At 63.0% G+C, this 22,276-nt stretch carries 25 protein-coding genes; 5 read left to right on the plus strand and 20 right to left on the minus strand.

What is annotated here, in order from left to right; genetic code table 11:
* Positions 1-104: 104 nt before the first annotated feature.
* From ACFQU0_RS01990 to ACFQU0_RS02060, 15 genes are read right to left on the minus strand one after another with little or no spacing between them, the layout of a single operon-like run.
* Positions 105-4,148: a tape measure protein gene (locus ACFQU0_RS01990; protein ID WP_382198543.1), complete on the minus strand. Its 4,044-nt coding sequence runs from the start codon at positions 4,146-4,148 to the stop codon at positions 105-107.
* 4 nt (positions 4,149-4,152) lie between these two features.
* Complete coding sequence (locus ACFQU0_RS01995) at positions 4,153-4,797, minus strand: DUF6441 family protein (RefSeq protein WP_382198351.1); 645 nt, start codon at positions 4,795-4,797, stop codon at positions 4,153-4,155.
* The gene (locus ACFQU0_RS02000; RefSeq protein WP_382198544.1) at positions 4,772-4,981 is read right to left on the minus strand and encodes a hypothetical protein; all 210 of its coding nucleotides are present in this window, start codon (positions 4,979-4,981) and stop codon (positions 4,772-4,774) included. The genes ACFQU0_RS01995 and ACFQU0_RS02000 overlap by 26 nt, the downstream gene beginning before the upstream one ends.
* The gene (locus tag ACFQU0_RS02005) at positions 4,978-5,373 is read right to left on the minus strand and encodes a hypothetical protein (RefSeq protein WP_382198353.1); all 396 of its coding nucleotides are present in this window, start codon (positions 5,371-5,373) and stop codon (positions 4,978-4,980) included. The genes ACFQU0_RS02000 and ACFQU0_RS02005 overlap by 4 nt, the downstream gene beginning before the upstream one ends.
* 12 nt (positions 5,374-5,385) lie before the next feature.
* A complete protein-coding gene (locus ACFQU0_RS02010) occupies positions 5,386-6,138 on the minus strand; it encodes a phage tail tube protein (RefSeq protein ID WP_382198355.1) in 753 nt (250 codons plus the stop codon).
* Positions 6,135-6,392, minus strand: coding sequence for a DUF7210 family protein (locus tag ACFQU0_RS02015; RefSeq protein ID WP_382198357.1), 258 nt, complete (start codon positions 6,390-6,392; stop codon positions 6,135-6,137). The genes ACFQU0_RS02010 and ACFQU0_RS02015 overlap by 4 nt, the downstream gene beginning before the upstream one ends.
* A gap of 3 nt (positions 6,393-6,395) precedes the next feature.
* Positions 6,396-6,842, minus strand: coding sequence for a hypothetical protein (locus ACFQU0_RS02020; RefSeq protein ID WP_382198545.1), 447 nt, complete (start codon positions 6,840-6,842; stop codon positions 6,396-6,398).
* Between the two features lie 33 nt (positions 6,843-6,875).
* Positions 6,876-7,169, minus strand: a complete 294-nt coding sequence (locus ACFQU0_RS02025) for a hypothetical protein (RefSeq protein WP_382198359.1) — start codon at positions 7,167-7,169, stop codon at positions 6,876-6,878.
* A gap of 21 nt (positions 7,170-7,190) precedes the next feature.
* The gene (locus tag ACFQU0_RS02030) at positions 7,191-8,195 is read right to left on the minus strand and encodes a major capsid protein (RefSeq protein ID WP_382198361.1); all 1,005 of its coding nucleotides are present in this window, start codon (positions 8,193-8,195) and stop codon (positions 7,191-7,193) included.
* Between the two features lie 2 nt (positions 8,196-8,197).
* Entirely contained in the window at positions 8,198-8,578 is a 381-nt protein-coding gene (locus ACFQU0_RS02035; RefSeq protein ID WP_382198363.1) for a head decoration protein, read from the minus strand.
* 1 nt (position 8,579) lies between these two features.
* Positions 8,580-9,905, minus strand: a complete 1,326-nt coding sequence (locus ACFQU0_RS02040; protein ID WP_382198365.1) for a S49 family peptidase — start codon at positions 9,903-9,905, stop codon at positions 8,580-8,582.
* A gap of 9 nt (positions 9,906-9,914) precedes the next feature.
* Positions 9,915-11,432: a phage portal protein gene (locus tag ACFQU0_RS02045; protein ID WP_382198367.1), complete on the minus strand. Its 1,518-nt coding sequence runs from the start codon at positions 11,430-11,432 to the stop codon at positions 9,915-9,917.
* A complete protein-coding gene (locus ACFQU0_RS02050; protein ID WP_382198369.1) occupies positions 11,432-11,638 on the minus strand; it encodes a phage head-tail joining protein in 207 nt (68 codons plus the stop codon). Before ACFQU0_RS02050 ends, ACFQU0_RS02045 begins: the two co-directional genes overlap by 1 nt.
* Before the next feature lie 40 nt (positions 11,639-11,678).
* A complete protein-coding gene (locus ACFQU0_RS02055; RefSeq protein ID WP_382198546.1) occupies positions 11,679-13,649 on the minus strand; it encodes a phage terminase large subunit family protein in 1,971 nt (656 codons plus the stop codon).
* Positions 13,650-13,659: 10 nt separating this feature from the next.
* On the minus strand, positions 13,660-14,229 hold the full coding sequence (locus tag ACFQU0_RS02060; protein ID WP_382198547.1) for an elements of external origin: 570 nt from the start codon (positions 14,227-14,229) through the stop codon (positions 13,660-13,662).
* Positions 14,230-14,357: 128 nt separating this feature from the next.
* On the opposite strand from ACFQU0_RS02060, the gene ACFQU0_RS02065 reads away from it, so the two are divergent.
* The 5 genes from ACFQU0_RS02065 (at position 14,358) to ACFQU0_RS02085 (ending at position 18,011) form a co-directional block, all read left to right on the plus strand.
* The gene (locus ACFQU0_RS02065) at positions 14,358-14,564 is read left to right on the plus strand and encodes a DUF6900 domain-containing protein (RefSeq protein ID WP_382198371.1); all 207 of its coding nucleotides are present in this window, start codon (positions 14,358-14,360) and stop codon (positions 14,562-14,564) included.
* A gap of 93 nt (positions 14,565-14,657) precedes the next feature.
* Positions 14,658-15,179 carry a DUF3489 domain-containing protein gene (locus tag ACFQU0_RS02070; protein ID WP_382198373.1) on the plus strand — a complete coding sequence of 174 codons (522 nt, stop codon included), beginning with the start codon at positions 14,658-14,660 and terminating at the stop codon, positions 15,177-15,179.
* A gap of 98 nt (positions 15,180-15,277) precedes the next feature.
* A complete protein-coding gene (locus tag ACFQU0_RS02075; RefSeq protein WP_382198375.1) occupies positions 15,278-15,643 on the plus strand; it encodes a hypothetical protein in 366 nt (121 codons plus the stop codon).
* A 140-nt stretch (positions 15,644-15,783) separates the two neighbouring features.
* Positions 15,784-17,025: an HAD hydrolase-like protein gene (locus ACFQU0_RS02080; RefSeq protein WP_382198377.1), complete on the plus strand. Its 1,242-nt coding sequence runs from the start codon at positions 15,784-15,786 to the stop codon at positions 17,023-17,025.
* Positions 17,026-17,060: 35 nt separating this feature from the next.
* Positions 17,061-18,011 (plus strand): DNA-processing protein DprA, encoded by a 951-nt coding sequence (locus ACFQU0_RS02085; protein WP_382198379.1) that lies wholly within the window; start codon positions 17,061-17,063, stop codon positions 18,009-18,011.
* A gap of 18 nt (positions 18,012-18,029) precedes the next feature.
* Here ACFQU0_RS02085 and ACFQU0_RS02090 read toward each other — a convergent pair whose 3' ends face one another.
* The 5 genes from ACFQU0_RS02090 to ACFQU0_RS02110 all read right to left on the minus strand — a co-directional run bounded on the left by ACFQU0_RS02090 (position 18,030) and on the right by ACFQU0_RS02110 (position 22,119).
* Entirely contained in the window at positions 18,030-19,274 is a 1,245-nt protein-coding gene (locus tag ACFQU0_RS02090) for a site-specific DNA-methyltransferase (RefSeq protein ID WP_382198381.1), read from the minus strand.
* Positions 19,271-20,686 (minus strand): site-specific DNA-methyltransferase, encoded by a 1,416-nt coding sequence (locus ACFQU0_RS02095; protein WP_382198383.1) that lies wholly within the window; start codon positions 20,684-20,686, stop codon positions 19,271-19,273. Before ACFQU0_RS02095 ends, ACFQU0_RS02090 begins: the two co-directional genes overlap by 4 nt.
* A 369-nt stretch (positions 20,687-21,055) precedes the next feature.
* The gene (locus ACFQU0_RS02100; RefSeq protein WP_382198385.1) at positions 21,056-21,454 is read right to left on the minus strand and encodes a DUF6362 family protein; all 399 of its coding nucleotides are present in this window, start codon (positions 21,452-21,454) and stop codon (positions 21,056-21,058) included.
* Positions 21,447-21,650 carry a hypothetical protein gene (locus ACFQU0_RS02105; protein WP_382198387.1) on the minus strand — a complete coding sequence of 68 codons (204 nt, stop codon included), beginning with the start codon at positions 21,648-21,650 and terminating at the stop codon, positions 21,447-21,449. Before ACFQU0_RS02105 ends, ACFQU0_RS02100 begins: the two co-directional genes overlap by 8 nt.
* 1 nt (position 21,651) lies before the next feature.
* Positions 21,652-22,119 (minus strand): crossover junction endodeoxyribonuclease RuvC, encoded by a 468-nt coding sequence (locus ACFQU0_RS02110; RefSeq protein ID WP_382198548.1) that lies wholly within the window; start codon positions 22,117-22,119, stop codon positions 21,652-21,654.
* Positions 22,120-22,276: the final 157 nt, after the last annotated feature.

Raw genomic sequence — 22,276 nt, forward strand, 5'->3', positions numbered from 1 at the left:
CGTCTGTTTCAAACGGCTTGGGTCAAAGAGCCCGGTTAAAGAGCCCGGTTAAAGAGCCCTGGCTACGCGGTCCGGGTTAAGCGATGCGAATCAATCGATACGAATCACGCAGCGCGGGCCCTGGCGATTTCCAGCAGGCTCAGCAGTCGTGATTCGTCTCGGGCGTCGATGGAGGCGCTGACCTTGCGATCGCCCGCTGCCAACTCCACCCGTACGGTTCGCGCGGGGGCGCCATCGCTCGGCAACACCGGCGACGCCAAAGGAACGCCCGCCGGCCGGACCAGTCCCCCGGTGGCAAAACCCTGCACCCGTTGCGCCAGCGCTCGGGCCGGCATGGACAGGTTGTTGATCGACTCGAAGAATCCACTGCCCCACCGCGCGACCGCCTCCCGGTTGACGACGTATTCGCCGGGCGTGAGCATGGCCGGGACGGTGTCAGACTTGGACAAGCCACCCTGGCGATAGAACTCGCCCTGGTTCTGCTCCATGTGGTCGATCAGTTCGCGCTCGAGGTCTTTGCCGTACACCAGAGGCTGAGACATGGCAAAGCGCCATCGCTGCTTGATCTGGTCCAGGGTCTGGCGCTCGTTCGCGGTCAGGGTCTTGCGCTCGGCCATGGCCTGCAGGACTGAGCGGTCTTGCATCGCCATGGGATTCCAGGTCTGGAAGGTTTTCCAGGTGGCGTCCAGGCTGCCGCCGTACTTGCTCTGCGACCAGTTCATGTACTCGCGCAAGCCCTGCAAGCCCAGATCGATCATCTTTTCGGCTTCGGCGACCTCCCGGTTTCGCTTGGCGCTGCCAACAAACCCATCGGATGGCGATGAACGGGTCGTCCCCTGCAAGCGCACGGGTCCACCAACCGCAAACCGCGCCACACCCAACGCACTCGCTGATGCGCGGGCCGTGTTCGCCAGCCGCGCCAGGGCGGTGCCGCCGTACTTCTGCACCGCCGACTTGCGAATCACAAAAGCGCCGGCGTCCAGGGTCCGAGGCACGGTGTCGTGGTGGCCCGAGCCGGGGACGGAACCGCCGCTCATCCGGGCAAACGCAGCAGTCACTGGGCCCCCCCGTGCGAAATGACGCACGCCACCAACCAAACCGCCGGTGGCATTGGTTTCCACCTTGCGCACATAAATCGTGTGGGTGCTGGAGGTGTTCGCGCCGTTGAGGCTTTGGATCTCGGATCGGGCTGCATCGGCGTTGGTGCGAACGACATGGGCCGATTCGGTCTGGATCCGGTCCAGCGCCCGGATCATCCCCTCGACGTTGGTGATCGCCGCCTGCGCCTTCTCGGTCGCGACCTTGAGCTCGAACTGCGAGTTCTGGTCCGCGTACGTCTTGAGCTTGTCCAAAGCCTCCTTGGCCTTGGTGACGTCGGCATCCACCGGCAGGGTCTTGCCCTCTTTGAGCAGTTGCTCGTATTCCTTGAGCTTCTTCTGCGCCTCTTGCAGATCGGCCTGGATCTTGAGCAGGAATTCTTTTTCAGCGAGGGCCTTGTCCAGATCCGCAATGGCCTGGTTGAAGCGCGTCGCGTCGGCCTCCAGCGTGACCTTGAGCCCTTGGGCCAGTTTGGCCGTGATCTGGTCGATTTGCGTCTGGGTCTGGGTGAGCGTCTGGCGGATTTCGTCACGGGCGCTGATGGCCGACTGCGCCGCCGTGCGGTGGGCACGGCCTTCAGCATCCAGCGCCTGGTTGAGCAATTCCTCCGAGGTGCGGATCGCGCCGATGGCGCCGGCCACGTCGTTTTTGCTGCGCACCGCTGCCTGATCAGCCGCTTGGGACTTCTGCGCGATCTCAGCGCGCAGAGCGTCCGCCTGCCGCATCAACTGGTCCGCCGTGGCGTATTCCTGCTTGCGGTAGGCCTCGCGGGACTGGGCCTCCAACTGCACGACCTGGGTCAGGTTCTGTTCGGATTGTTTCCTGGCATCCTCGGCACGCTTGGCCTCGTTGGTCTGCGAGGTGGCGACCTGAGCCGCCATGTCCATGGCTTTCTGGGCAAGTTGCCGTGCCAGTTCCAGTTCCCCATTGGCCAGTGCCTCGCGCGCCTTCTGCTGGAGTTCAGCCACCTGGCGTTTGCGGTCCTCGTTGGCCTGGAACTCGGTCATCCCCTGGCGCTGGATCTCCCGAATGCGCTCTTCGGTTGTCATCGACAACTGGCGCTTCTCGTTCTCGATGCGCTGGACCTCGGCCAGATGTCGGTTGGCCTCTGCGTTCAGAGCGTCGATGTGCTGGCGGTACTCGGTCAGCGCCTGGGTGAGCGTCTGCCGCTTGGTCGCCAGGATCTCATTCTCGACGCGCTGGACATTGGTGCGACGCTCCTCCTCGGTCTGGCCCTGACGTTGGGCCGCCTGTACCCTGGCCTGGGATTCCTGATCGACCAACTTGAGCGCGTCTGTCGTGGCCAGCCGGCGCAGATCGGTTTGTTTCGTCAGCGCGTCGGTCAGGAGTTGCGTTGACTTCGTGATCAGGGCAGTTTCAGACTGCTTGGACAGTTCCAAGGCAGTCTTTTCCTGGTCGTAGCGCGCCTTGACCGCCTCCACCTGGCGCAGCAAGTTCGCCTCGACGATGCTGGTGAGCCCCTTGTAAGCCTCGGCCATCTTGGCGGTCGCGTCATTGACGGTCTGCGTGGCTTTGGCCACCGACTGCTCGACCTCCCCGATGCGGGACTTCAAGCGTTCCAAGGCGGTGTGCATTGCTTCAACCCCTCGGGCGACCGCCTCCTGGGTACCCTGGCGCACTGCCTCCAGACGTTTGGCGATTTCTTCAGCGGTCGTGGCGGCCGTGTTCATGGCACCCCGCGCAGCTTCTGAGCCCCGGCTGGCGTCGGCATACATCTGCGCGAAGATCTGATTCATCTCGGCCAGACGCTGCTCATGGCGCTTTGTCGCCTCGGCGATCGTGTCCGAAGTGAATATCGCGGCGAACACCTCCCAACGGTAGCGCAGCTGCTCGATCGCTTTGACCAGCACCTCGACCATAAAGATGCCGGCTTTGCGAACGACCTCGAATTTCTCGGAGAGCCAGGTGCCGATCTCCCATCCCACCAAAAAGGCTCCGAGCACCGCAAACGCGGTCTTGAGCAGACCAACGCTGGCGACGGCCGCCGTCACCGTCAGGTTGGCCGTGGCCCACGCCGCCGACGTGGCGGTGGCCGCCGTGACCGCTGCGGCACCGGCCGTCTGCCAGGCGGTGATCATGGCCGGAATCAGGCGGTAGATCAGCACCGCCAGTCCCACCTCGGCGATGCGCTTGAGCCACTGCATCACCACATCCAGGTTATCTGCGAGGAAGGTGAGCGCCTCCGCCAACTTCTTCGTGAACCCGGTGGATTCGTCCAAACGGTTGATCCACTGCCCGAAGGCGTTGGACAGCCGGGTAAAGGCCTGGCTCACCGTGGCGGGCAACTGGGCGTACTCGGCTGCGAGCTTGTCCTTCTGGCTCATCAGCGCATTGACCACCACGTCGGCGGTCAGACGCCCCTCTTCGGCGAGCTTGCGCAACCGCCCAATCGGCACGTTCAAGCCATCGGCGAGGGCCTGCGCCAGGCGGGGGCTGTTCTCGACGACGGAGTTGAACTCCTCGCCGCGCAGGACGCCCGAGGCCAAGGCCTGGCCGAACTGCAGCAGCGAGGACTGCGCTTCGGTGGCCGAAGCACCAGACAAGCGCAGGGCCTGCGAGATGCTCTCGGTGATCGACAGCGCATCCTGTTGCTCGCCACCCAGCATGCGCACCGCTTGCTGCAGCTTGCCGTAGAGCGTGGCGGTTTCCTGAATCGGCACGCCAATGCGCTGGGCGATAGCGAACAGCTCTTTCTGCGCCACCGTGTACTCGCGCTGACCGGTGGTGGCCAGCTTGAGCCGTGCGGACATCATGTTCCAGGCGTCTGCCACCTGGATGATCTCCTGAACCTTGCCGCCCGCCCAATTCAGGGTGACGAAGGCCAGCAGTTGGGTTTTGGCGCGGTCGACCTGCTCGCCGAAGGCAGACATCCCGGCCTTGACTTCGGCGATGCCGGCGGCCGCCTTTGCGCCGCTGGTCTTGGCCGCCGTGGACAGTTCGCCCAGACTGCGCTCGGCCGATGTGATGGCGCGTTTGAGCCCCTCGTCGGCACCATCGAGCGCGACGAGGACAGAAATTCGCTTGGCCATGACGTCAGTCGAGGGTGCCGATCTGGCGTTCGATCGCAGCCGACAGGCGCGGGATCCGCCCCGCCACCATGCGCTCGACATCCAGACGCTTCTTGAGCACGACCTTCGGGACCAGGACCGCGATCGGAATGTCGGCGCCACGCTTGAGCCGTTTGATGCCCTCGGCTTTGCGGTAGCGGCGCTTGAAGCCGGCGAGCGGTCGGTCGTAGTCCTTGAGGTTTTCTGCCATCAGCACGATGTTTCCCTTGGCGTTCTTGATGAAGTAGGCGTTGCCGCCGCGCATGAGCTCGGCCACCTGGGCCTTGAACCGTTTGCGGCCCACCCGCCCATTGAGCGGAATCAGCATGCGCCCAGCGATCCGACCCCCGCGCTCGTGCATGCCCGACCAGGGGATGCGCGAGCCCACGTAAAGAGCCGGCAGACGCTTGGGGTCCTTGTCCAGCGCGCGAGCGGTGAATCCCTTCAAGAAGGACTTCTTGACCACCGCCATCTGGCCTGCCACATGGCTGCGCACGTCCTGCTTGAGGTCGGCGGCCTCACTGGCCATGGCCTGGGCGACGGCCCGTCTGACCTTCTCGCGGAATTCACCGCCCCACTGGCGCAGCTGCGCCTGTCCAGCCGCGCTATCGATGCGGATCGAGATTCGCATGGTCTTTGAGGCGATCCAGGGTGACGTCCAATTGCCGGGCGTCACCGCGCGTGCCGATGGCCAGCAGAGACAGCCAGCGCGCATCCCGGGCAGCGTCCATTCGGCCCGTGGCGGCCATGAAGCCGCGCACCTGCGCCAAGGTGTAGCCCAGGATGTCCGGCAAACGGTGACCGTGCTCGATCAGGTGCTGGATGGCGTCGAACCAGCCATCGCTGTAGGCACCTTGAGGCCCGCTGCGAGGGCCCCGTCGAGCCGGGGCATCACCGTCCGCGTAAAAAAATCCGCATTCACCTCGATGACCTTGGCTGCCAAGAGGATGGCTTCGTCGGCGGCCAGGTCGTCCACCCAAGCTCGCGGCTTGCCAACGGCGATCGCAATCGCAGCGAGTAAATCTTCGCCCCGCTCTGCGAAGAGCGTCAGCCAATCGATATCGGCCGACGAGATTTGCTGCATGACCGGTGTGATCGCTCGCAGAAAGCCGGGAAGTTGCCCCACCTTCAGCGGTTGAATGCGCAGTGTTTCGCCGTGGATCAGCAGATCAACCGGCTGAGGCACCAAGGTGTCCAGATCGCTCATGGCTGGCCCCTATCAGAGCTGGACGATGCGGCCGAACTGACCGAGCACCGCGTCGAACGGCTTCATGCTGTCGGCCAGCAGCGAACCTTCGAGCTCGAACTTGTTGTACTCGTCCGAGATGAAGGAGATTTCTTTCAGGGGGTCAAAGGCCACCCGGTAGAGCTCGACCAGCACCTTGGCATTGCCCTGCGCGGTGTTGATGCCCTCCATGCGCAGGTAACGCTCGGGCAGCGCCTGGGTGAAGATGCCGATTTCGGTGGCCACACCGTAACCGTAGCTGGCCTTGAACGGCGCGGTGAAGCCGGTGGTGTCCAGAAACTGGACGGCACCGAAGTCGACATCGGCGGTGTAGTGCGTGCCGGCCGTGAGCGTCGCAGGGGTGCCGGCCGAATCGGTCACCACCAGGCTGCTCACCTTGGGGTGGGCCAGGAAGTAGCGGTCGCCCACGGTGGGGGTGGCACCGCCCACCGGTTCATCGGTCACCGTGCCGGACGTGCCGACCACGTGGGTGCCGTACAAGGCCAGTGCCAGGTTTTCTTTGGTGAATTCCTCGATGGTCAGGTTCACCGTGGCAGACTTTTGCTTGACCATGCGGTGGTCCAGCGTGCGCTGACCGGTCTGGCTCTCGTAGTGCTCCAGCACGTCGGTCTTGAGCGAGAGTTTGAGCTCGGCCACGTTGCCAGGCGAGCGCACTTCGATGGGCAGGCCGGCGCTGTCGCGTTTGCCGAGATAGACGCGGCCCTGAAAGGAGGCGTAGGTGCTCATGGTTTGATTTCCTTGGGAAGATCTTTGGAGGGAGACTTGGACAGGGGTTTCGACGGCTCGGGGCGGAGTTCGTCGAGGACTGGATCGAGGGGGGTATCGGACGCAGGCGGCTCTGCTACGGCAAAGACAACGTCCTGCGACAGCAGCCACGTCGCGGTATGGGGATCGACGTCGATGCGATCACCGATCTGGAAGGATTTGCCGGCGTGGGTGTGCGGCCGCTTCAGGACCAAGCGTGTAGTTTGTGGATTCATGGGTCATCCTGGTTGGGTCAGATCACGGGCCAGCGTGCGGTAGCTGATCGCGTAGCGGGCGGGCAAGGCAGCGGCAACGGCATCGGCGTCCTCTACCTCCCATTCGCACTCCTGCTCCCGGATGCCCAGCGCCAGTCCGCCCAGGTTGGCGTTGGCCATCAAGGCGGCGTGGGCAGCGGTGAGCAGTCGGTCGGCTTCGGTTTCAGGGGCCACCGGCGGGATGGCGCGGGCCAGCGCAACGATGCGAACCGTCAGTTCCCGCGCGACTCGGTCGTTGTTCCGTTCGGTGATCGCCTCGCCCTCAGGGAACACGACCAAGGTCGGGCACAGCTCGCGGCCAATCGCCACCGTCGGCGATCGGTGCACCGTGGCACCCAGTTGCTCGGCCACCGGGCGCACAGCCGCCAACACCGCCAGCAGGATCTGCTCGCGAATCGAGTTGCCGGTCATGGCATCAAATCCTGTCATCGCATCAGATCCTGATCAGACCTTGCTCAGCCGCGCACGACGCTCAGACCCATCCCCCACCGCGACCACCTCTCGGACGAGGTAGGTCACGCCAGCGATCTGGACCGACTCGCGTGGAGCCAGCCCCATAAAGGCCGAAGCGGGGAAGGTCATGGCGTACTCGGTGCTGGAAGCCAGTCCGTCGAGCAGGGTGGCGTCTGGACAAGAGAAACCGACCGGATGGGTCTGGCCTGGCAAGCCGTCGGCCGGCTGCCAGGTGCAGACCTGAAGCAGCCCCGCACGGTGGGCTGCCGTGTAGATGGTCTCCATCATCTGCAGCGGCCCCATCGATCAGGTCGCCGTGAGCTTGACCAACACACCCGGGCGATGGCACATCGGCAGCGGGTTGGACTGGGTGTGCAGATCGGTACCCCGCTCGAACTTGCGCGGCTCTTGCTTGGCGTACAGCGCCTGGCCCATGGTGTTGACGGTCTCGTTGAAGTCCGCCGGGGCAAAGTAGGTGCCGAAGGTGTCAACCGTGCCCAAGGGGAAGGCATGCGCTTCGCCAGCAGCGATGAAACGACGCGCTGTGCCGTTGGCGTCGGTCGCCTGGCCCCGGTACTCCTCGAAGGTGATGCCGCCAAAGGTGAACCCTCGGCGCACGTCGTTGATGAGGATGGCTCCGTTTTGCCAGTTCTCGAAGGCCTTTTCGACCTTGGCATGGCCGGTCAGCGCCGAGAAGAACTCGGGCGAGCACAGGCAGTGCACCCCGTTCATGAATTCGCCCTTGAGGTTGTCCTCGATCGCGGCCAACACCGAGATGCACTTGGCCTTGACGTTGGTGCCCGCCGTGCCCAGCTCGAAATTCACCGATTGCTGGGCGATCTGGAATGCATCAAACAGGTCGTACAGCACCGAGCCATCGGCGTCCAGGATCACGCCCTTCAGGGCACCCATGCGCAAATGCTCCAGGGTGATCGCGTGCTTGTTGCGCATCGTCTCCAAGTGCCGGGCCAGAACACCCGCGATCGTTTCGGTTTCGGTCTCCGAGCCAAAGGCGCGGATGCCTTGAACCTCTTCGGGCAGCACGACATCGTCGTGCGGGATGTGCGGCACCACGAAGGATCGTAGCTTGCGCTTGCCGCGCACACCCACGGTACCGGGCGAGCCCGGGGGCAAGGTAGGCAGCAGGTTGAGCACGCCGTTCATCTCCTCCACGATGATCTGTCGCTGACGCACCGGCTTCGGGGGCATCAGGTTCAGGTCCTCAAGGCGACCGTAGCGGTTGGGCAGGATGTTGATGGCAGCGGTGAGCGAAGCCATCGAGAACGCGGGATTGCTGAAAGGGTTGTTCATGGTCAGGCTCCTTGGCGAACGAGAACGCCCAGCGCTTTGAGCTGAGCGATGGCGACAGACTTTTCTGCGTCGGTGATGGATGCCGGCCACACCAGTGCGTGGTGGGCCACGATGGCGTGTCGGGCGACCACCAGTCCGTCATCCCGGTCGATCAAGCCCGCGTCACAGGCTTGCAGCAACACACCGGCTGCAACCTGGGTGCCGTCGTCGGCCGATGGGTCGAACTGCTTGTATTTGCCGCTGACGGTCACGGTGCCCACGACAGCGCCCAGGGGCAGACTTTGTCCGGATGCGACGGTCACGCGGTCGCGCGAGTAGAGGTTGGGCGCTTCGTACTTGAGCAGGTCGCCCAAGTTCATCGGTTCGGTGAACACAGCAGACATGTCAGAACTCCTTCTTGAATGCAGCGAATGGAGACGCGCCAGATTGAGTGGCCAGTTGCTTGGCCGCCTGGATCACCGGATTGGCGGCGCTGGGCGAGGCAGACGGCTGCGGCGCAGCGTCCGGACTGATCACGCTGTGGATCTCCGGACTGGCTTCGGCTTGGGCCGCCAACAGTTGGCTGCGCACCTGGGCCGGTGTGGCTTGGGCTTCGAGAAAGCCCGCGATGAGGTCGGTGCGACCGGCCAGCGCGCAGGTCTGGGCGATTTCCACGGCATTTGCCACGGTCATTGCCGTCGCGGACGCCTGTTGAGAAGGTCTGGCCGCAGGGTCGGCGGCGGGGGTGTCCGGCACTGCGGGACTGGTGAGGTCGTTGGGATCGGTGGGATCGTTCATGAAAGACTCCATCTGGAGGTTGCGGAATGGGCCCGATTGGCTTGCCCGGGTCAAACCTGAGGTCAGGCCCGGCGGTGAGGTGTCCAGATTCGGGAGTGGGGAAACGGATGCGCGGAGTTGGGCCAGGGCGTCATCGAAGGTGCCGATGGCGTCTGCCAAACCCATCGCCACAGCGGCTTGCCCGAAGAAGAGCCCCGCCTCGGTGTCACGAACGGCCGAGGGCTCGAGCCCGCGATGGCGGGCCACGGTTTCGACAAACAGGCCGTAGAGGCGGTTGACCTCGGCTTTCAGGAAGGCATGGCCTTCGCTGGAGATCGGCTCGTGTGGGTTGAGGTCGTTCTTGCGGTCGCCCGCGAACACGGCGGTGTAGTGCACGCCGTCTTGGGCGTCTTTTTCGGACTGGTCGACGTGCATGGCGATCACACCAATCGAGCCGACACCGCCGGTGCGCGAGACGAACACCTTGCTTGCAGCAGACGCCAGCGCGTAGGCGGCCGAGAAGGCCATGTCGTTGGCCACCGCCCAGACCGGCTTGATCTGGCTGGCCGCACGGATGCGGTCGGCCAGATCGAACACACCGCCCGACTCGCCACCCGGCGAATCGATGTCGAGCAGGATGGCCGACACCTGCGGATGGTCGATGGCGGCGTCCAGTTGTGCGGCGAGGCCGGCGTAGCTGGTCAGCCCGGATTCGGCCTCCAGCCCCACCGTGCGACGCACCAGCGTGCCGTGTATGGGGATGATGGCCACACCGGGCGGCGATCCGGCGGTGGCGCTGCCATCACGTTGGGGCGGCGTGTAGCCAGGGACGGCGGCCAGATCGGCAAGGCCGACCCGGGGGCCGAGCACGGACAGGATCACGTCAAGTTTTGGGCGATGGATGGCCAGCGGCACGCCAAAGAGGCGCGCCGCCAGATGGGGTAGCAAGGTCATGGAGGTCCTTCAGGCAGTCGAGGCGCTGCCGGATGCGTCGGCGGTTTTGCGGTTGGGTTCCGCATCAGCACGTGTATTCCCGCCGTCCTTCGATGTGTAGCGAGGGTCGGAATCGAAGATCAGGCCGAGGTCGTCAGCGCGCTGGTTGTCGGCGGCGATTTCGCGGTCGACGTCCTCCGCGTCGTAGCCCGCCGAGGAGATGGCCTCCGATCGGCTCATGAGACCGGCTCGGATAGCCAGCAACATCGCCTTGAATTCTTTTTCGGGGTCGACCCACTGCCAGCCCTGCGGAATCCACTTGACCTGCAGGTACTGGCGACGGCGGGCAGGACCGCCCCGGGCGAAACCGGGTGCCTTCAGCACCCCCGCCAGGACGGCCTGCTTCATCCAGGCCGCCCAGACCGGGCGACACATCTGGTGCACCAGCACCGAGTGCTGGACCATCTCGCAGCGGCGCCGGAATTCCAGCAAGCCCGCGCGGATGGACGAGTAGTTCACCCCGGTCAGATCACCGGTCAGCTGCTCGTAGGTGATGCCGATGGCGGCCGCGACCGCCCGAAACTGGGTGCGCAAGAATTCCGAGTAAGAGCCGCCGACGTCGGCCGGGTCGGAGAACTTGATGTCCTCGCCAGGCTCCAGGATCTGCAGCGTGCCCGGCTCCAGCCCGGCCAGCGCAATCCCGCTGGCATCCGCTGCGCCTTCTCCCATCAGGTTGTCTTCGGGGTTTTGGCGGGTCACAAAGCCCGCGAACATCGCAGCGGTTTTCTTGCGCACGAGCTCCGCGTCGTCGTACTGGTCGAGCTCATGGAGCTTGACCAGGGCACGCGACAACCAAGGCTCTCCCCGGATCTGGCCGGGGCGCAGCACGCGGTAGAGATGGATGATCTCCGCCGCAGGAATGCGCACAGTGTCCATGCCACCCTGTCCCGACATAGGGGCCAGGCGCCCGTCCTCCGGATGCGATTTGTAGAGGTGGTAGGCCACACGCCGGCCCAGGCTGTCGAACTCGATCCCGCACCGCACCACGTTGCCCGAGGGCAAATCGGTATTCAGATTGATGGGCAGATGCTCGGACTCAAGCAACTGGAGTTGCAGCGGCACCACCAGCCCGTCCTCCGGGCGACGCGGCCGCAGTCGGATCAGGCATTCACCCCCTTCCAGCATGGCCCGGCAAGCCAGTGCCTGCAGACCGTAGAAATCGGTCTGGCCAGCGGCATCTGCCTCCTCGGTCCAATCGCGCCACAAGGACTGCACCTCGGCCTTGAAGGCATCGTCGGGTGACAGGCTCTGCGGCTTGATACCGGTGCCCACAGCATTGGCCACAAAGGCCTCAATGCCGGCTTGAGCCCAGGCATTGCGGCGAACCAGGTCCCGGCTTTTGATGCGCAACTCGGCGCTGGTCGCCAGCATCGCAGCCACCGCGCCGGGGTTGCCAGGCATCCACGCGACCGCGCGACGGCCTCGGCCAGCCGCCTCGTGAACGGGTGGCTGGCCGAACAGGCTGCGAATTTTCGAGTACCAGGCCATCAGAAGCCCTTCGCAGTCGTGACGCGGATCTGGCGCTTCGGGCTGGCACCGGCGTTGCGCGCGATGCCTGTCTCGACCGTGCGGATTGCGGTCTGAATCTCTTCGACGCTGCGGTACTCGACCGTCTTGTCGCCGAAGCTCACGCGCCGCTCGCCGGTGGCAAGAGCCCGTTTGAGCACTTCGAGTTGGGTGGTGGTGTAAGTCACGGTGTCCTCATCGGCCTACCAGGCCTACCAGTCCTACAAGTCAGCCGAGCCAGCGGCTCTTGATGACCCGCCTGCCGGAATTGCGGTTGCCAGAAACAGCGAGGCCACCGCTATGGGTGGCCTCGTTCAATTCGATGTCTTGGATGGGCGGCGGCTCATCCGGTGGAGGCGCTACCCCAAGTTGGCGCTCCAACTCCCGCCAGTGGCGTTCCTCGAAGCGGTCCAGTCCCGCCGCCGATGCAGCCGCGCGGGCGTATACGTAGCAGTCGAGCGCTTCATTTCGCTCGCGCATCTTTTGCCACTCGCGCACCGGAAAGCCGTTGCGGTCGCGGCGGGTGATCAGTTGCTCGGCGCACAGCTGCTGGATGAACTCCGCGTCGATCTTGGGTAGGTGGACGAACCCAGCCGGAAACACCGGGGTCAGTCCGTCTTCGCCGACATCTGCGCTCTTGCGCAGGTTGTTGTAGAACTCTAGCTTGGCGATGCCAACCGCCACGGTGAACACCTTGATGCCTCGGCGCAGCTTCTTCCCGCCCTGCGAGACATCGACAGCCGTCGGTGTGCTGATCAGGGCGGCGCCACCCATCGCCCCACTCCGCACACCCTTGACCGCCATCACCCGGCTGTCACGGCAGCTGCGCACGAATGCGTAGGCCTCCTGCGTGGCAAAGCCGGTGTCCAGCGCGAAGCGCGCCAGCGGCATTGCCGCGCCCGATGCGTGCGTCCACTGCTCGGCCAACATCGCGGCCAGGGCTTTCCACACCGCTTCGCGGGCGGTGTCACCCATCAGCACGCGGTGCTCGACCAGCCACGATTCCTTGCCGCGCCCGAAGGCCCAGATTGAGGCCTCGATCCGATCCTTCTGCACGTCCGCGCCGCCAACCAGCAGCAGACCGCCTTGCGGCACGCTGCCGATGCGGTACTCCTCGCGGCGCTCGACCAGCCGTTGCCAGTCGGGCGCTTCACCTTCCTCGACCCAGGTCTCACCCAGTTCGGTGTTCTTGAAAGTCTTGATCGCGGCGGCCGACCCCGACTCCTTGTTGACAGCAGCTTCCCACGCGGCAGCGATCTCACGCCAGGAGCGCCAGCCCACCGGGCTGTACAGCGACGACAGGTGAAATCCCGCCGTCTTGCCGTCTGCCATCGCGCGCCACTCGCCGTGCTCCAGCATCCACGTCTTGTGATGCTCGGCAATCGCGGTGTCGCAGGACTCGCAGATGTAGGCTGCGGTTTCCGGTTGCCCCTTGTCCCAGCGCAGTTGCTCGAAGCGCAACCACTGCGGGTGGTTGCAGTGCGGGCACGGCACGAAGTAGCGGCGCTGATCGCTGGCCTCGTACTCGCGCTCGATGGCCGAAGCCCCCGAGATGGTGGGCGTCGAGACGATGAAGATCTTGCGCCGCGCGAAGGTGCGCGTGCGCGCCTCGGCCAGCGAGATCGCATCGCCTTCACCTTCGACGTCCAGCGGATAGCCGTCGACCTCGTCGAGGAACAGGTAGCGCACCGGCATCGAGCGCAAGCCCACCGCGCTGTTCGCCCCGGTCATCACCAGCACGCCGCCCCGGAACTCCTTGGCCAGGATGGTGTTGCCCGAGTCGCGCGAGCGCGCCGGGGCAATCAGTTCGGCCAAAGCCGACGACTCCTCGATCAGCGGGTCAATCCGCTGCTTGGAGTTGCGCTTGGCCATCTCCACCGTAGGCCAGACGGCCATCATCGGCCCCGGCGCGTGGTGGATGACGTAGCCGATCCAGTTCGAGCCCATCTCGGTCGCACCGAGTTGTGCGGCCTTCATGAACACCACCCGCTCGACCGGAGAGGTAGGCGACAGACAGTCCATGATCGCCCTCAGGTACGGCGTGCGGCTGGTACGCCAGCGCCCCGGCTCGGCAGACGCCTTGCTGGAGAGCATCCGGTGGCGATCTGACCATTCCGATACCGTGAGCAGCGGGTCGGGAGTGAGTCCATCGCGCCACGCCCGTTCGATTTCCTGGGCGCCTTCGTAGTCCATGGTGATCAATCCCCAGTCAATCAACTCTGGGGCGCAACTCGCCCAACTCAATCAAGTGCTCGCGCACGGCAGCTTCGAGCGCCACGTGCATCTGGTGCGCGTCGATGCCAAGCGTGGACGCCATCTGGCCGGAAACCCGCGCAGGCCAGTTCAACCACGCGTCACGCTCGATGCGTGCAAGGTGAAACACGTGGGCAATAGCCTGCGCACGGTCGACCACTTCTCTCTTTTTCTGGGCCAACACCAAGTTGGCGAGCTTTGCCTTGAGAACTTCGTTGACCGTGCGCGCCTGCAAGAGCGAGGTGCCGCTCGCCGACATCGGCGCTGTGCTGGCGTCGACAGCATCGCGCTGCGTTGCTGGTTCGTCCGTAGCGGCCACGCGCCGCACCCTCGCGGGGCTGACCTTCGCTGGCGCAGCGGCTCCGCGTGGCTGCAATGTGTTCTGTGCCCACTGAGCGTCCGCCGCGTCCGGATCAATCGTGCCGTCAGACAGCGGCGTGATCCGTCCGGTGTCGATGGCCTTTTTCACGGCCACGTGCGACACGCCACGGTGGCGCGCGTAGGCGCGAATCGAGAGTCCGTTCATGGCCTTCAGGGTCACCTTTACTCATTTGTTCGCCAATTTTTCAAATTCGTCCGCAGATTGAGCTTGGCTTCCATCGGGAACAGCGCGTTCATCACGTCAGGCAATCACCCACCCGAAAGGAACACGCCATGAGCCAGATCGACACCATCCTGACCCTGATCGCCCAGAAGCATCTCGGCATCGAAACCCTGGAAACACGCCGCTCGGACCGCCTGGACTTCCACGACACGGCGGTGTGGTGCCTCAAGGACGCGCTGGCAGCGGCCTTCCAGGCGGGCGTCGAGCATGCAAAGAAGACAAGGAACGCCAAGAAGTCGGTACCGGCCAAAAGCTGATCAAAAACCATCGAAGCCAAGCCGAAAGCGCTTGGCTTCACTCCTGAACAGCGCGTTCATCACATCGTCATCACCACCCCGAAGGAGCAGCAAATGACCACCACCCAACTCACCCCGGCCCAACACGCCATCCTTGCCTACGCCATCAACCACACCGCGGGCAAGATCGACTGGTTCCCCGAAAACATCAAAGGCGGCGCGCGCAAGAAGGTGCTCGACGGGATGTTCAACCGCGCCCTGATAACGCCCGATGGCGAGGGCTGGTGCGTCGCCGCCGAGGGCTACGACGCCTTGGGAATGAAGCGCCCCAAGATCCCGCAGCCGAAGCCGGAAGTCGATACCGAACTGGAGCAGGCTGTTGCCGCAGCCGAAGCGACGTGGACGCAAGCGCCGACACAGGCCAAGCCGCGCACGCGCGACAACAGCAAGCAGGCCGACGTGATCCGGATGCTGCAACGCCCCGAGGGGGCGACCATCGGCCAGATCTGCACCGCCACCGGCTGGCAGGCGCACACGGTGCGCGGTACCTTCGCCGGAGCATTCAAGAAAAAATTGGGCCTGACCATCGTCTCGGACAAGCCGCAGGGCGGCGAGCGGGTCTACCGCATCGCCTGATCAGAAAGATCGAGAAAGAGGCCAAGCGGCGCTTGGCTTCTCAATCGAACAGCGCGTTACTACCGGTGTCGAAACGATCAACCTCAAGGAGGGCCACAATGACCACCAACCAAATCCCTGCCACCCAGAACGAAGCCTGGGGCTTTTGGGGCACGATGAACGAGAACGCCAGCGCTGCGTGGCCGCTTGCCATGAACGCCATATCGGACGCCACCGGCCAGCCCCTGGAGTCGGTGCGGATTTTTCTTGACAGTTGCCACGGACGCCACTTTGCCGACGACGTCCAGAACGGGCTTTACGAGGGCAAGGCACTGGCGGACGCGATCAATGCCGCCACCCAACGCTGGATGGGCTGGACGATTGGCCGCCAGACCAGCAAGCAATACGGCATCCCGCGCGGTATGGCCTACCTCACGGGCTTCGTGATCCACTGCGCAATCATCGATGAGAGGGAAGCCGCCTGAACCCGCGACGCACTGATTTCCCTGCTCTGACTACACAGGCAGGACACAAACTCAGAACAGCCCTGGTAGTGTTCGGCCTTAGTACGAAGATCGTCTGAGAGAATGAGCACTGGACACTAACCAGAGAAGCAGGAGGGCGAGTGGCAATTGAACTGTGCCTGTTTGACTTGGACAACACACTGTTGCGAACGAGCGACTTGGAGCCTTTTAGAGGTAGAGACAACGTGGGCGTGACTTCCGCTGTGTACACCCAGAAATTGCGTGAGGCAGCATTTGGCCCGAATGCATCCAAGCGCCACCTCTATACAGCGGAACAACTGATTGCTCTTAGAACTCGGTTTCCTGGAATGCGTTGGGGAGTGTTTACACGATCACCCCGGCACTACGCAAACACCTTGCTGGACTTCGGATACCCAGAAATCAAATGGGACATTGTTATTGGCTACGAGGATGTCAGAAATACGAAACCGCATCCGGATGGAATCTGGATTGCAGCACGAGAGACTGATGTCGATTCTGTAGACAAGATTGCACTCATTGGTGATGAGAAAGTTGACGTCGTTTGTGCGTTTAGGGCAGGGTGTTGGTCATTCATCGATCAAACCACTTGGGAGCCGCGAACTAGCGAGCACTGGTGGGCTCTGGAGCGAGTGCCAGATGCTTTATTTAGAGGGGCAGACGAACTTGCCAACCTACTGGAAGCGCCCCTACTTGGCGCTCCGGAGCTTGAGTACCTTCTTGCGAATGAGGAGCTTGATGGACGACGGCAGCGGATCGACCAGATTAACCATTTTTTTCCAAGGTTCCTCGGAGGAGGATACGTTCCCATTAAAATAATGGGGCGTCTGTTCGGGGATCACGTGGATATCCAGCATAGGCGGAACTCGCATTTGCTGACCCAACAAATTCACGCCCTTAAGGAAGCCGCGACCTTTCCAGAGATTTGGGTAAAAGCCATCCAGCGTTTTTTAAATGCGGAGACGAGAGCGGGTGGCGAAGTGCTTGTGACCGTCATACCATTCAAGCCGGGGAGAAAGCCACGGCTCGAGTCTTTGCTAGCTCAGGTCGAAAAATCCTACCGTCCACCTGAAATCAGCTTCCGCCGACCTGCGACGGTTGAGTTTCTCGCTGATGTTCTGGCTTTCCGAAATGGCGCGGTATCCAGCCACGGCCACCACCTCAATGCTGACGAACGTTTCGCCAATGTGGGAGAAAATCTATACGTTAAGCGCCCCCTAGACATCAAGGGTAAGCATGTCATCGTGATCGATGATGTAGTTACCTCGGGTGCCACCCTCCTTTGGGCCAATCGCTATCTGATTCAAGCTGGTGCAAAGAGGGTCAGCTGCATGTCTCTATCTAAAGCCATAGGACCAAATTGAAAGAAATATCTGACGCCACTGGAAAGCTACTTGCGATGTCCATGTTGCCGGGGGTTGGTCCGGCCACGCTTCGAACCGCCTCGCAGGTATTTGGCTTCCATACTAAAACCGTTGCGCAAATAGCTTCGGAAGTACCTCGACTGCAATCTGCGATGTCGAGCAGTGCCTGGAGCGATGCGCTGGATAAGGCAGGTGAGCAAGCTGAGCTGGCTGAGCGAGAAGGATGCCAGATCTATTCGCCACTTGATGCGGAATACCCGGGACTTCTTGCGGCATCCAAGGATGACCCATTCCTCATATGGGTTCGCGGAACGCTTTCACCCACGCCGGAGAAGTCTGTCGCCATCATTGGCACTCGTGAACCTACAGATCATGGAAGGTTAATCACTCAACGAATTACCCGTTACTTCGTCGAACAAGGATGGAGCGTCGTCAGCGGCCTGGCTATTGGGTGTGATGGCATTGCTCATCAGGAAGCGTTGAATGCAGGAGGTCACACCGTAGCGATCCTAGCTCATGGGCTGCAGACCATTTCTCCTTCGAAAAATCGAAAATTAGCAGAAGATATTCTTAATGCTGGCGGCGCTTTACTCAGCCAATATCCGATTGGCCGCGAGGCGATTCCTCAACAATTCGTCCAGCGAGACAAGACGCAAGCTGGTATGGCTCAAGGCGTTGTGATGATCCAGTCCGATTTGCAGGGAGGTAGCCTTCACGCCTCGCGGGCTGCTTTGTCATATGGACGGTGGCTGGCAGTCCCATACCCCACCGAACAGGACCGCGCGAAAAACGAACCCAAGATTCAGGCCAACCTGCTGTTGGCTGATGGTACCGTGGGGGAGCGAGGAGAATTGCTGCGACTAAAAAATGGCGGTGGCTTAGACCGTGTACTCATTCTGCGCAGCAAGGAAGACTACACGCGCTGTCTGTTGTCCAACACAACGCCGAAACTCGAATTGCCGACTTCTCAGGGCAGTATATTTTAGCGAGCGAGAATTGCAGCATCACCAGTCATTTGGTTCTGCGAAGATCTTTCCATTTTCCTTTCGGGATGCCTGCTTTCCAGTCCAGTCTTGCCAGCGGCGCACGATCACGTCGACGTACTTGGGGTCGAGTTCGATCAGCCGCGCAATGCGGCCTGACTTCTCAGCGGCGATCAGCGTTGTTCCAGAGCCACCGAACGGGTCGAGAACCACGTTGCCAGGGCGGCTCGAATTGCGCATCGCGCGCTCGACCAACTCCACCGGCTTCATCGTCGGGTGCAAGTCGTTCTTCTGCGGCTTCTTGATGTTCCAGACGTCCCCCTGGTCGCGATCACCACACCAGTGGCGTGTCGCCCCCTCGGGCCATCCGTAGAGGATCGGCTCGTATTGGCGCTGGTAATCGGCACGACCCAACGTGAAGGTGTTCTTGGCCCAGATGATGAAAGTCGACCATTTGCCACCGGCGGCGCGGAAGGCAGCCTGCAGCACATCCAGTTCGCTGGAGGACATCGCCACGTAGATACCGCCCCGGCAATGGGCCACGGTGGGCGTCAGTGCCGCCAGCAGGAAGTCGTAGAACCCATCACCCAGGTTGTCGTTCAGGATCGCGCGATCCTTGCCGCGCATCTTGTCCTTGGCGCTGTTGGCGTAGTTCACGTTGTACGGCGGGTCGGTGAAGACCATGTCCGCCACGTCGCCCTGCATCAGCCGGTCGTAGCTCTCGGCCACGGTCGAGTCTCCGCATAGCAGTCGGTGCTGGCCCATGATCCAGACATCGCCCGGACGCGAGAAGGGTGTCTCGCTGACCTCGGGCACCGCATCCTCATCGGTCTGGCCTTCGTTGTCCTGCTCGTCGCCCGCGATCAGTTCGGCCAGCGCGTCGGCGTCAAACCCGGTGATGTCCAGATCGAAGCCTTCGAGCTGCAAGGCTTCCAGTTCGATCAGCAGCATCGCGTCATCCCAGCCCGCGTTCTCGGCGATGCGATTGTCTGCAATGACCAGGGCGCGGCGCTGGGTCGACGTCAGGTGATCGAGCACGACCACCGGTACCCGTTCCAGACCCAGCCTCTGGGCGGCGGCGAGACGACCGTGGCCAGCGACGATGATGCCGTCGCTGCCCGCCAGGATCGGATTGGTGAATCCGAACTCCGCGATGCTGGCGGCGATCTGCGCCACCTGCTCCTTGGAATGGGTACGCGCGTTGCGGGCGTAGGGCAGCAACTTGGCGGTCGGCCACTGTTCAATCTTGTCGGCCAGCCAGTTCATGCCACCACCTCGGCATCCGGGGTGGTGGCGCGCTCAGCGACTACCTGCTCGAAGGACTGACCGGTGGCGATCAAGCTGACCGGCACACCGGGGTGGTTCTGCTGGAAGCGTTTGATGGCGACGTCCACGTACTCCGCCGCGATTTCCACGCTGCGGCAGACGCGACCCGTGCGCTCGGCCGCCAGCATCGTGGTGCCGCTGCCGCCGAAGGGTTCGAACACGATGTCGCCAGCGTCGCTGTAGGCCTCGATCACGAACTCCGGCAGCGCCACCGGGAACACGGCGGGGTGGTCGATGTCCTGGCCGATCTTCCCCTTATGGCGCATCACGCGGATCACGCTGTCGGGGATGCGGGTGTCCTGTGTCGGCTGCCCCTTGTGCGTCCAGCCACCCACTTCGCCGTCCTTGCCACGCATTGCCGTGGACGAGCCATCGGCACGCAGGTGGGACTCTTGACCCGCATGTTTGCATGGGACGATCTTGTTGGGCTTGCGGCTTTCACGGTTGAAGTGAAAGACGAACTCAAAGCTCGGTGCCAGTCGGCCCTGCCAGTCGCCGGGCATCCCTGGCCCCTGATCCCAGACGTACCAGGCAAAGCGCCTCCACCCCTGCTGGCGCATCCAACCGAGCCAGGCGTCCCAATACGGGATCACCTCGTTGTCGCGGTGGATCAGGCCCAGGTTGACCAGCACCTGACCGTCGCCTGCCATCGGCAGGTGCGCGAACACGCCACGCATCAGGCCGTCCCAATCGGAGATGCCGCCGGAGTTGTAGTCGCGCTGGTTGCCGTAGGGTGGCGAGGTGAAGCACAGGCGAGAGAGGTCACCCTGCATCAGCGCAGCGACCACGTCCCGGTCGGTGGCGTCGCCACAGATCAGCCGGTGCGACCCGATGACCCAGACATCGCCGGGACGGGACACCGCCACGACAGGGGCATCCGGTACGTCGTCCGCCGCATCCGGTTCGTCGGCATCAGGCTCCGGGTCGGTACCGGCGTCGGTCACCTCACCCGTGAGCAGCGCCTCAATCTCAGCATCCTCGAAACCGGTCAGGGCAAGGTCGTACCCCGCGTCGGACAGCTCGGCGAGCTCCAAGGCCAGCATCTCTTCGTCCCAGCCGGCATCCAGCGCCAGCCGGTTATCGGCGATCACCAGCGCGCGCTTCTGCGCGACAGTCAGATGAGCCAGTTCGATCACCGGCACCTGATCCAGCCCCAGCTTGCGGGCAGCGGCCAGACGCCCGTGCCCAGCGATGATGCCGTTGTCGCCGTCGACGAGGATCGGGTTCGTCCAGCCGTACTCGACGATGCTGGCCGCGATCTTGGCGATCTGGCTCTCGGCGTGCGTGCGCGGATTGCGGGCGTAGGGAATCAGCGCCTCGACCTTGCGGTACTCGACGTTGAGCGTGTTCAAAGTAGAAGTCCCAAAAGCAAAACCCGCCGAGCGTTGCCGCCGGGCGGTTTGAGTGAATGAAGATTCTGGTGGGGTGGTAACTGCGCATGGGGGGTGGTAACCGGGGCCGGTAACCTAGCCGACTGGTAACCTTGCCCGAGCCCTGACGCTAAAAAAGCGTCGCGCTCGCGCCCCCCGCATTGGATTTTGGCGAGGAAGGACCCCTTTTTCCTCGGGGACCATCCCTCGGTCACGCAACTGTTGCGACCATAGCCGTGACTCTAGGTCAATTCAGGGTGAAATGGGACACCCCCTCAACGGCTGAGATTTGTCATCCCTCCGCAGCCGCATGCACCCGGCATCAAGGTCCTGCAACCTCGCTCAACTCCCCTACAGCTTGCCCTGTTCGTTGAGATGTTCTGCCAGTGTCTGCAGGGCACGTTGCCACTGACGATGTGCGGTCTTGGTGCAACAGGCAAAGCGAATACTGATCTCTCGCCAGCCATAGCGCTTGGCTCGCATCCACACCAGGTGGCGCTGCTCGACCTCCAGCCATTGCACCCAACGCATCGTCTCCAGCATCTGGTCGATGGCTTCGGGGCTCGGAGGGAAAGGTCGGTACACCTTTTCGTCGGCAGCAAAGGCTTCCCATTCGGTACGGACAAAGGCCGGCCAGCAGTTGAAGTAGCCCTGCACTCGGACCGGAGGCAATCGCCGTCCGGTCGTGGCTGCATCCTCCAGACGCGCCGCCACGTCCTCAATGGTCCAAGGGGTACGACGGTCAGCCATGGCGTGGCCCTCCATAGAGGCGTTCGCCGATGCGACGCACCACCTCCCTCTCGATGAAGTCCAAGCGCTCGTCAGACGCGTTGACGACCAGGATGTGTTGGTCACGCCAGCCACGCTCCTTGATGGCATCCAGATCGGTGGCTTGGGGCTGCAGGCTTCCAAGTGGGCAGCGGTAGTGGGGTGTTGGAACTTTCATGTCACACCTCCTGGGTTTCGATGGCCCAGTGCAGGATCGCCAGGGCATCGGCCTCGTTGTCGTCAACAGGGGCATGACCAAGCCGGCGCGCGGCAGCGACCATGTCGTCCTTGCTCGCGTTGCCCTTGCCGGTGGCGTGCTTCTTGATCGTGCCGACCGGCACTCCCTGGTACGGGATCTGGTGGTGTTCGCACCAGGCGGTCAGGTGTGCCATGAACCCACCGTATGCGTGAGCAGCATCAACACCAGCATGGCGTCGCACCTCTTCAAAGAACACCGCGTTCAATCCATCGGCCGACTGCTTGACCTCTGTGATCCAGCGCTTGAACCGCAGGTAACGCATTCCACCGCCCTCAAAGCGCTGCGGCTTGAAGAGCTCGGATCCGCTGGTGATACATCCATCACGGCCGAGCAGCGCCCAACCGGTCTGGGTTCCAAGGTCCAAGGCCAGGATTGAAGCGCCACCCACAGCGTGGGCAACACCGTCTCGACCGCCTGGACAACCTCCACGTAGGACAGAGGGAACCGCAGTTCCCTCTCCTACGTAGTAGGAGGGGGAGTTTTCGCCAACTGGAAATGGGGGAGAAACCCAACAACGGCGCGGGTTTGCGCCAGTTGGCAAGTTG

It is taken from the genome of Hydrogenophaga defluvii, assembly GCF_042665235.1.
GTDB classification, from domain to species: Bacteria; Pseudomonadota; Gammaproteobacteria; order Burkholderiales; family Burkholderiaceae_C; genus Hydrogenophaga; species Hydrogenophaga defluvii_A.

Bases quoted from the DNA above. Each gene is read 5' to 3' on its own strand.
- ACFQU0_RS01990 (WP_382198543.1), bottom strand. From the start codon at position 4,148: ATGGCCAAGCGAATTTCTGTCCTCGTCGCGCTCGATGGTGCCGACGAG.
- ACFQU0_RS01995 (WP_382198351.1), bottom strand. From the start codon at position 4,797: ATGCGAATCTCGATCCGCATCGATAGCGCGGCTGGACAGGCGCAGCTG.
- ACFQU0_RS02005 (WP_382198353.1), bottom strand. From the start codon at position 5,373: ATGAGCGATCTGGACACCTTGGTGCCTCAGCCGGTTGATCTGCTGATC.
- ACFQU0_RS02010 (WP_382198355.1), bottom strand. From the start codon at position 6,138: ATGAGCACCTACGCCTCCTTTCAGGGCCGCGTCTATCTCGGCAAACGC.
- ACFQU0_RS02015 (WP_382198357.1), bottom strand. From the start codon at position 6,392: ATGAATCCACAAACTACACGCTTGGTCCTGAAGCGGCCGCACACCCAC.
- ACFQU0_RS02020 (WP_382198545.1), bottom strand. From the start codon at position 6,842: ATGACCGGCAACTCGATTCGCGAGCAGATCCTGCTGGCGGTGTTGGCG.
- ACFQU0_RS02025 (WP_382198359.1), bottom strand. From the start codon at position 7,169: ATGGAGACCATCTACACGGCAGCCCACCGTGCGGGGCTGCTTCAGGTC.
- ACFQU0_RS02030 (WP_382198361.1), bottom strand. From the start codon at position 8,195: ATGAACAACCCTTTCAGCAATCCCGCGTTCTCGATGGCTTCGCTCACC.
- ACFQU0_RS02035 (WP_382198363.1), bottom strand. From the start codon at position 8,578: ATGTCTGCTGTGTTCACCGAACCGATGAACTTGGGCGACCTGCTCAAG.
- ACFQU0_RS02040 (WP_382198365.1), bottom strand. From the start codon at position 9,905: ATGACCTTGCTACCCCATCTGGCGGCGCGCCTCTTTGGCGTGCCGCTG.
- ACFQU0_RS02045 (WP_382198367.1), bottom strand. From the start codon at position 11,432: ATGGCCTGGTACTCGAAAATTCGCAGCCTGTTCGGCCAGCCACCCGTT.
- ACFQU0_RS02060 (WP_382198547.1), bottom strand. From the start codon at position 14,229: ATGAACGGACTCTCGATTCGCGCCTACGCGCGCCACCGTGGCGTGTCG.
- ACFQU0_RS02065 (WP_382198371.1), top strand. From the start codon at position 14,358: ATGAGCCAGATCGACACCATCCTGACCCTGATCGCCCAGAAGCATCTC.
- ACFQU0_RS02070 (WP_382198373.1), top strand. From the start codon at position 14,658: ATGACCACCACCCAACTCACCCCGGCCCAACACGCCATCCTTGCCTAC.
- ACFQU0_RS02075 (WP_382198375.1), top strand. From the start codon at position 15,278: ATGACCACCAACCAAATCCCTGCCACCCAGAACGAAGCCTGGGGCTTT.
- ACFQU0_RS02085 (WP_382198379.1), top strand. From the start codon at position 17,061: ATGTCCATGTTGCCGGGGGTTGGTCCGGCCACGCTTCGAACCGCCTCG.
- ACFQU0_RS02090 (WP_382198381.1), bottom strand. From the start codon at position 19,274: ATGAACTGGCTGGCCGACAAGATTGAACAGTGGCCGACCGCCAAGTTG.
- ACFQU0_RS02100 (WP_382198385.1), bottom strand. From the start codon at position 21,454: ATGGCTGACCGTCGTACCCCTTGGACCATTGAGGACGTGGCGGCGCGT.
- ACFQU0_RS02105 (WP_382198387.1), bottom strand. From the start codon at position 21,650: ATGAAAGTTCCAACACCCCACTACCGCTGCCCACTTGGAAGCCTGCAG.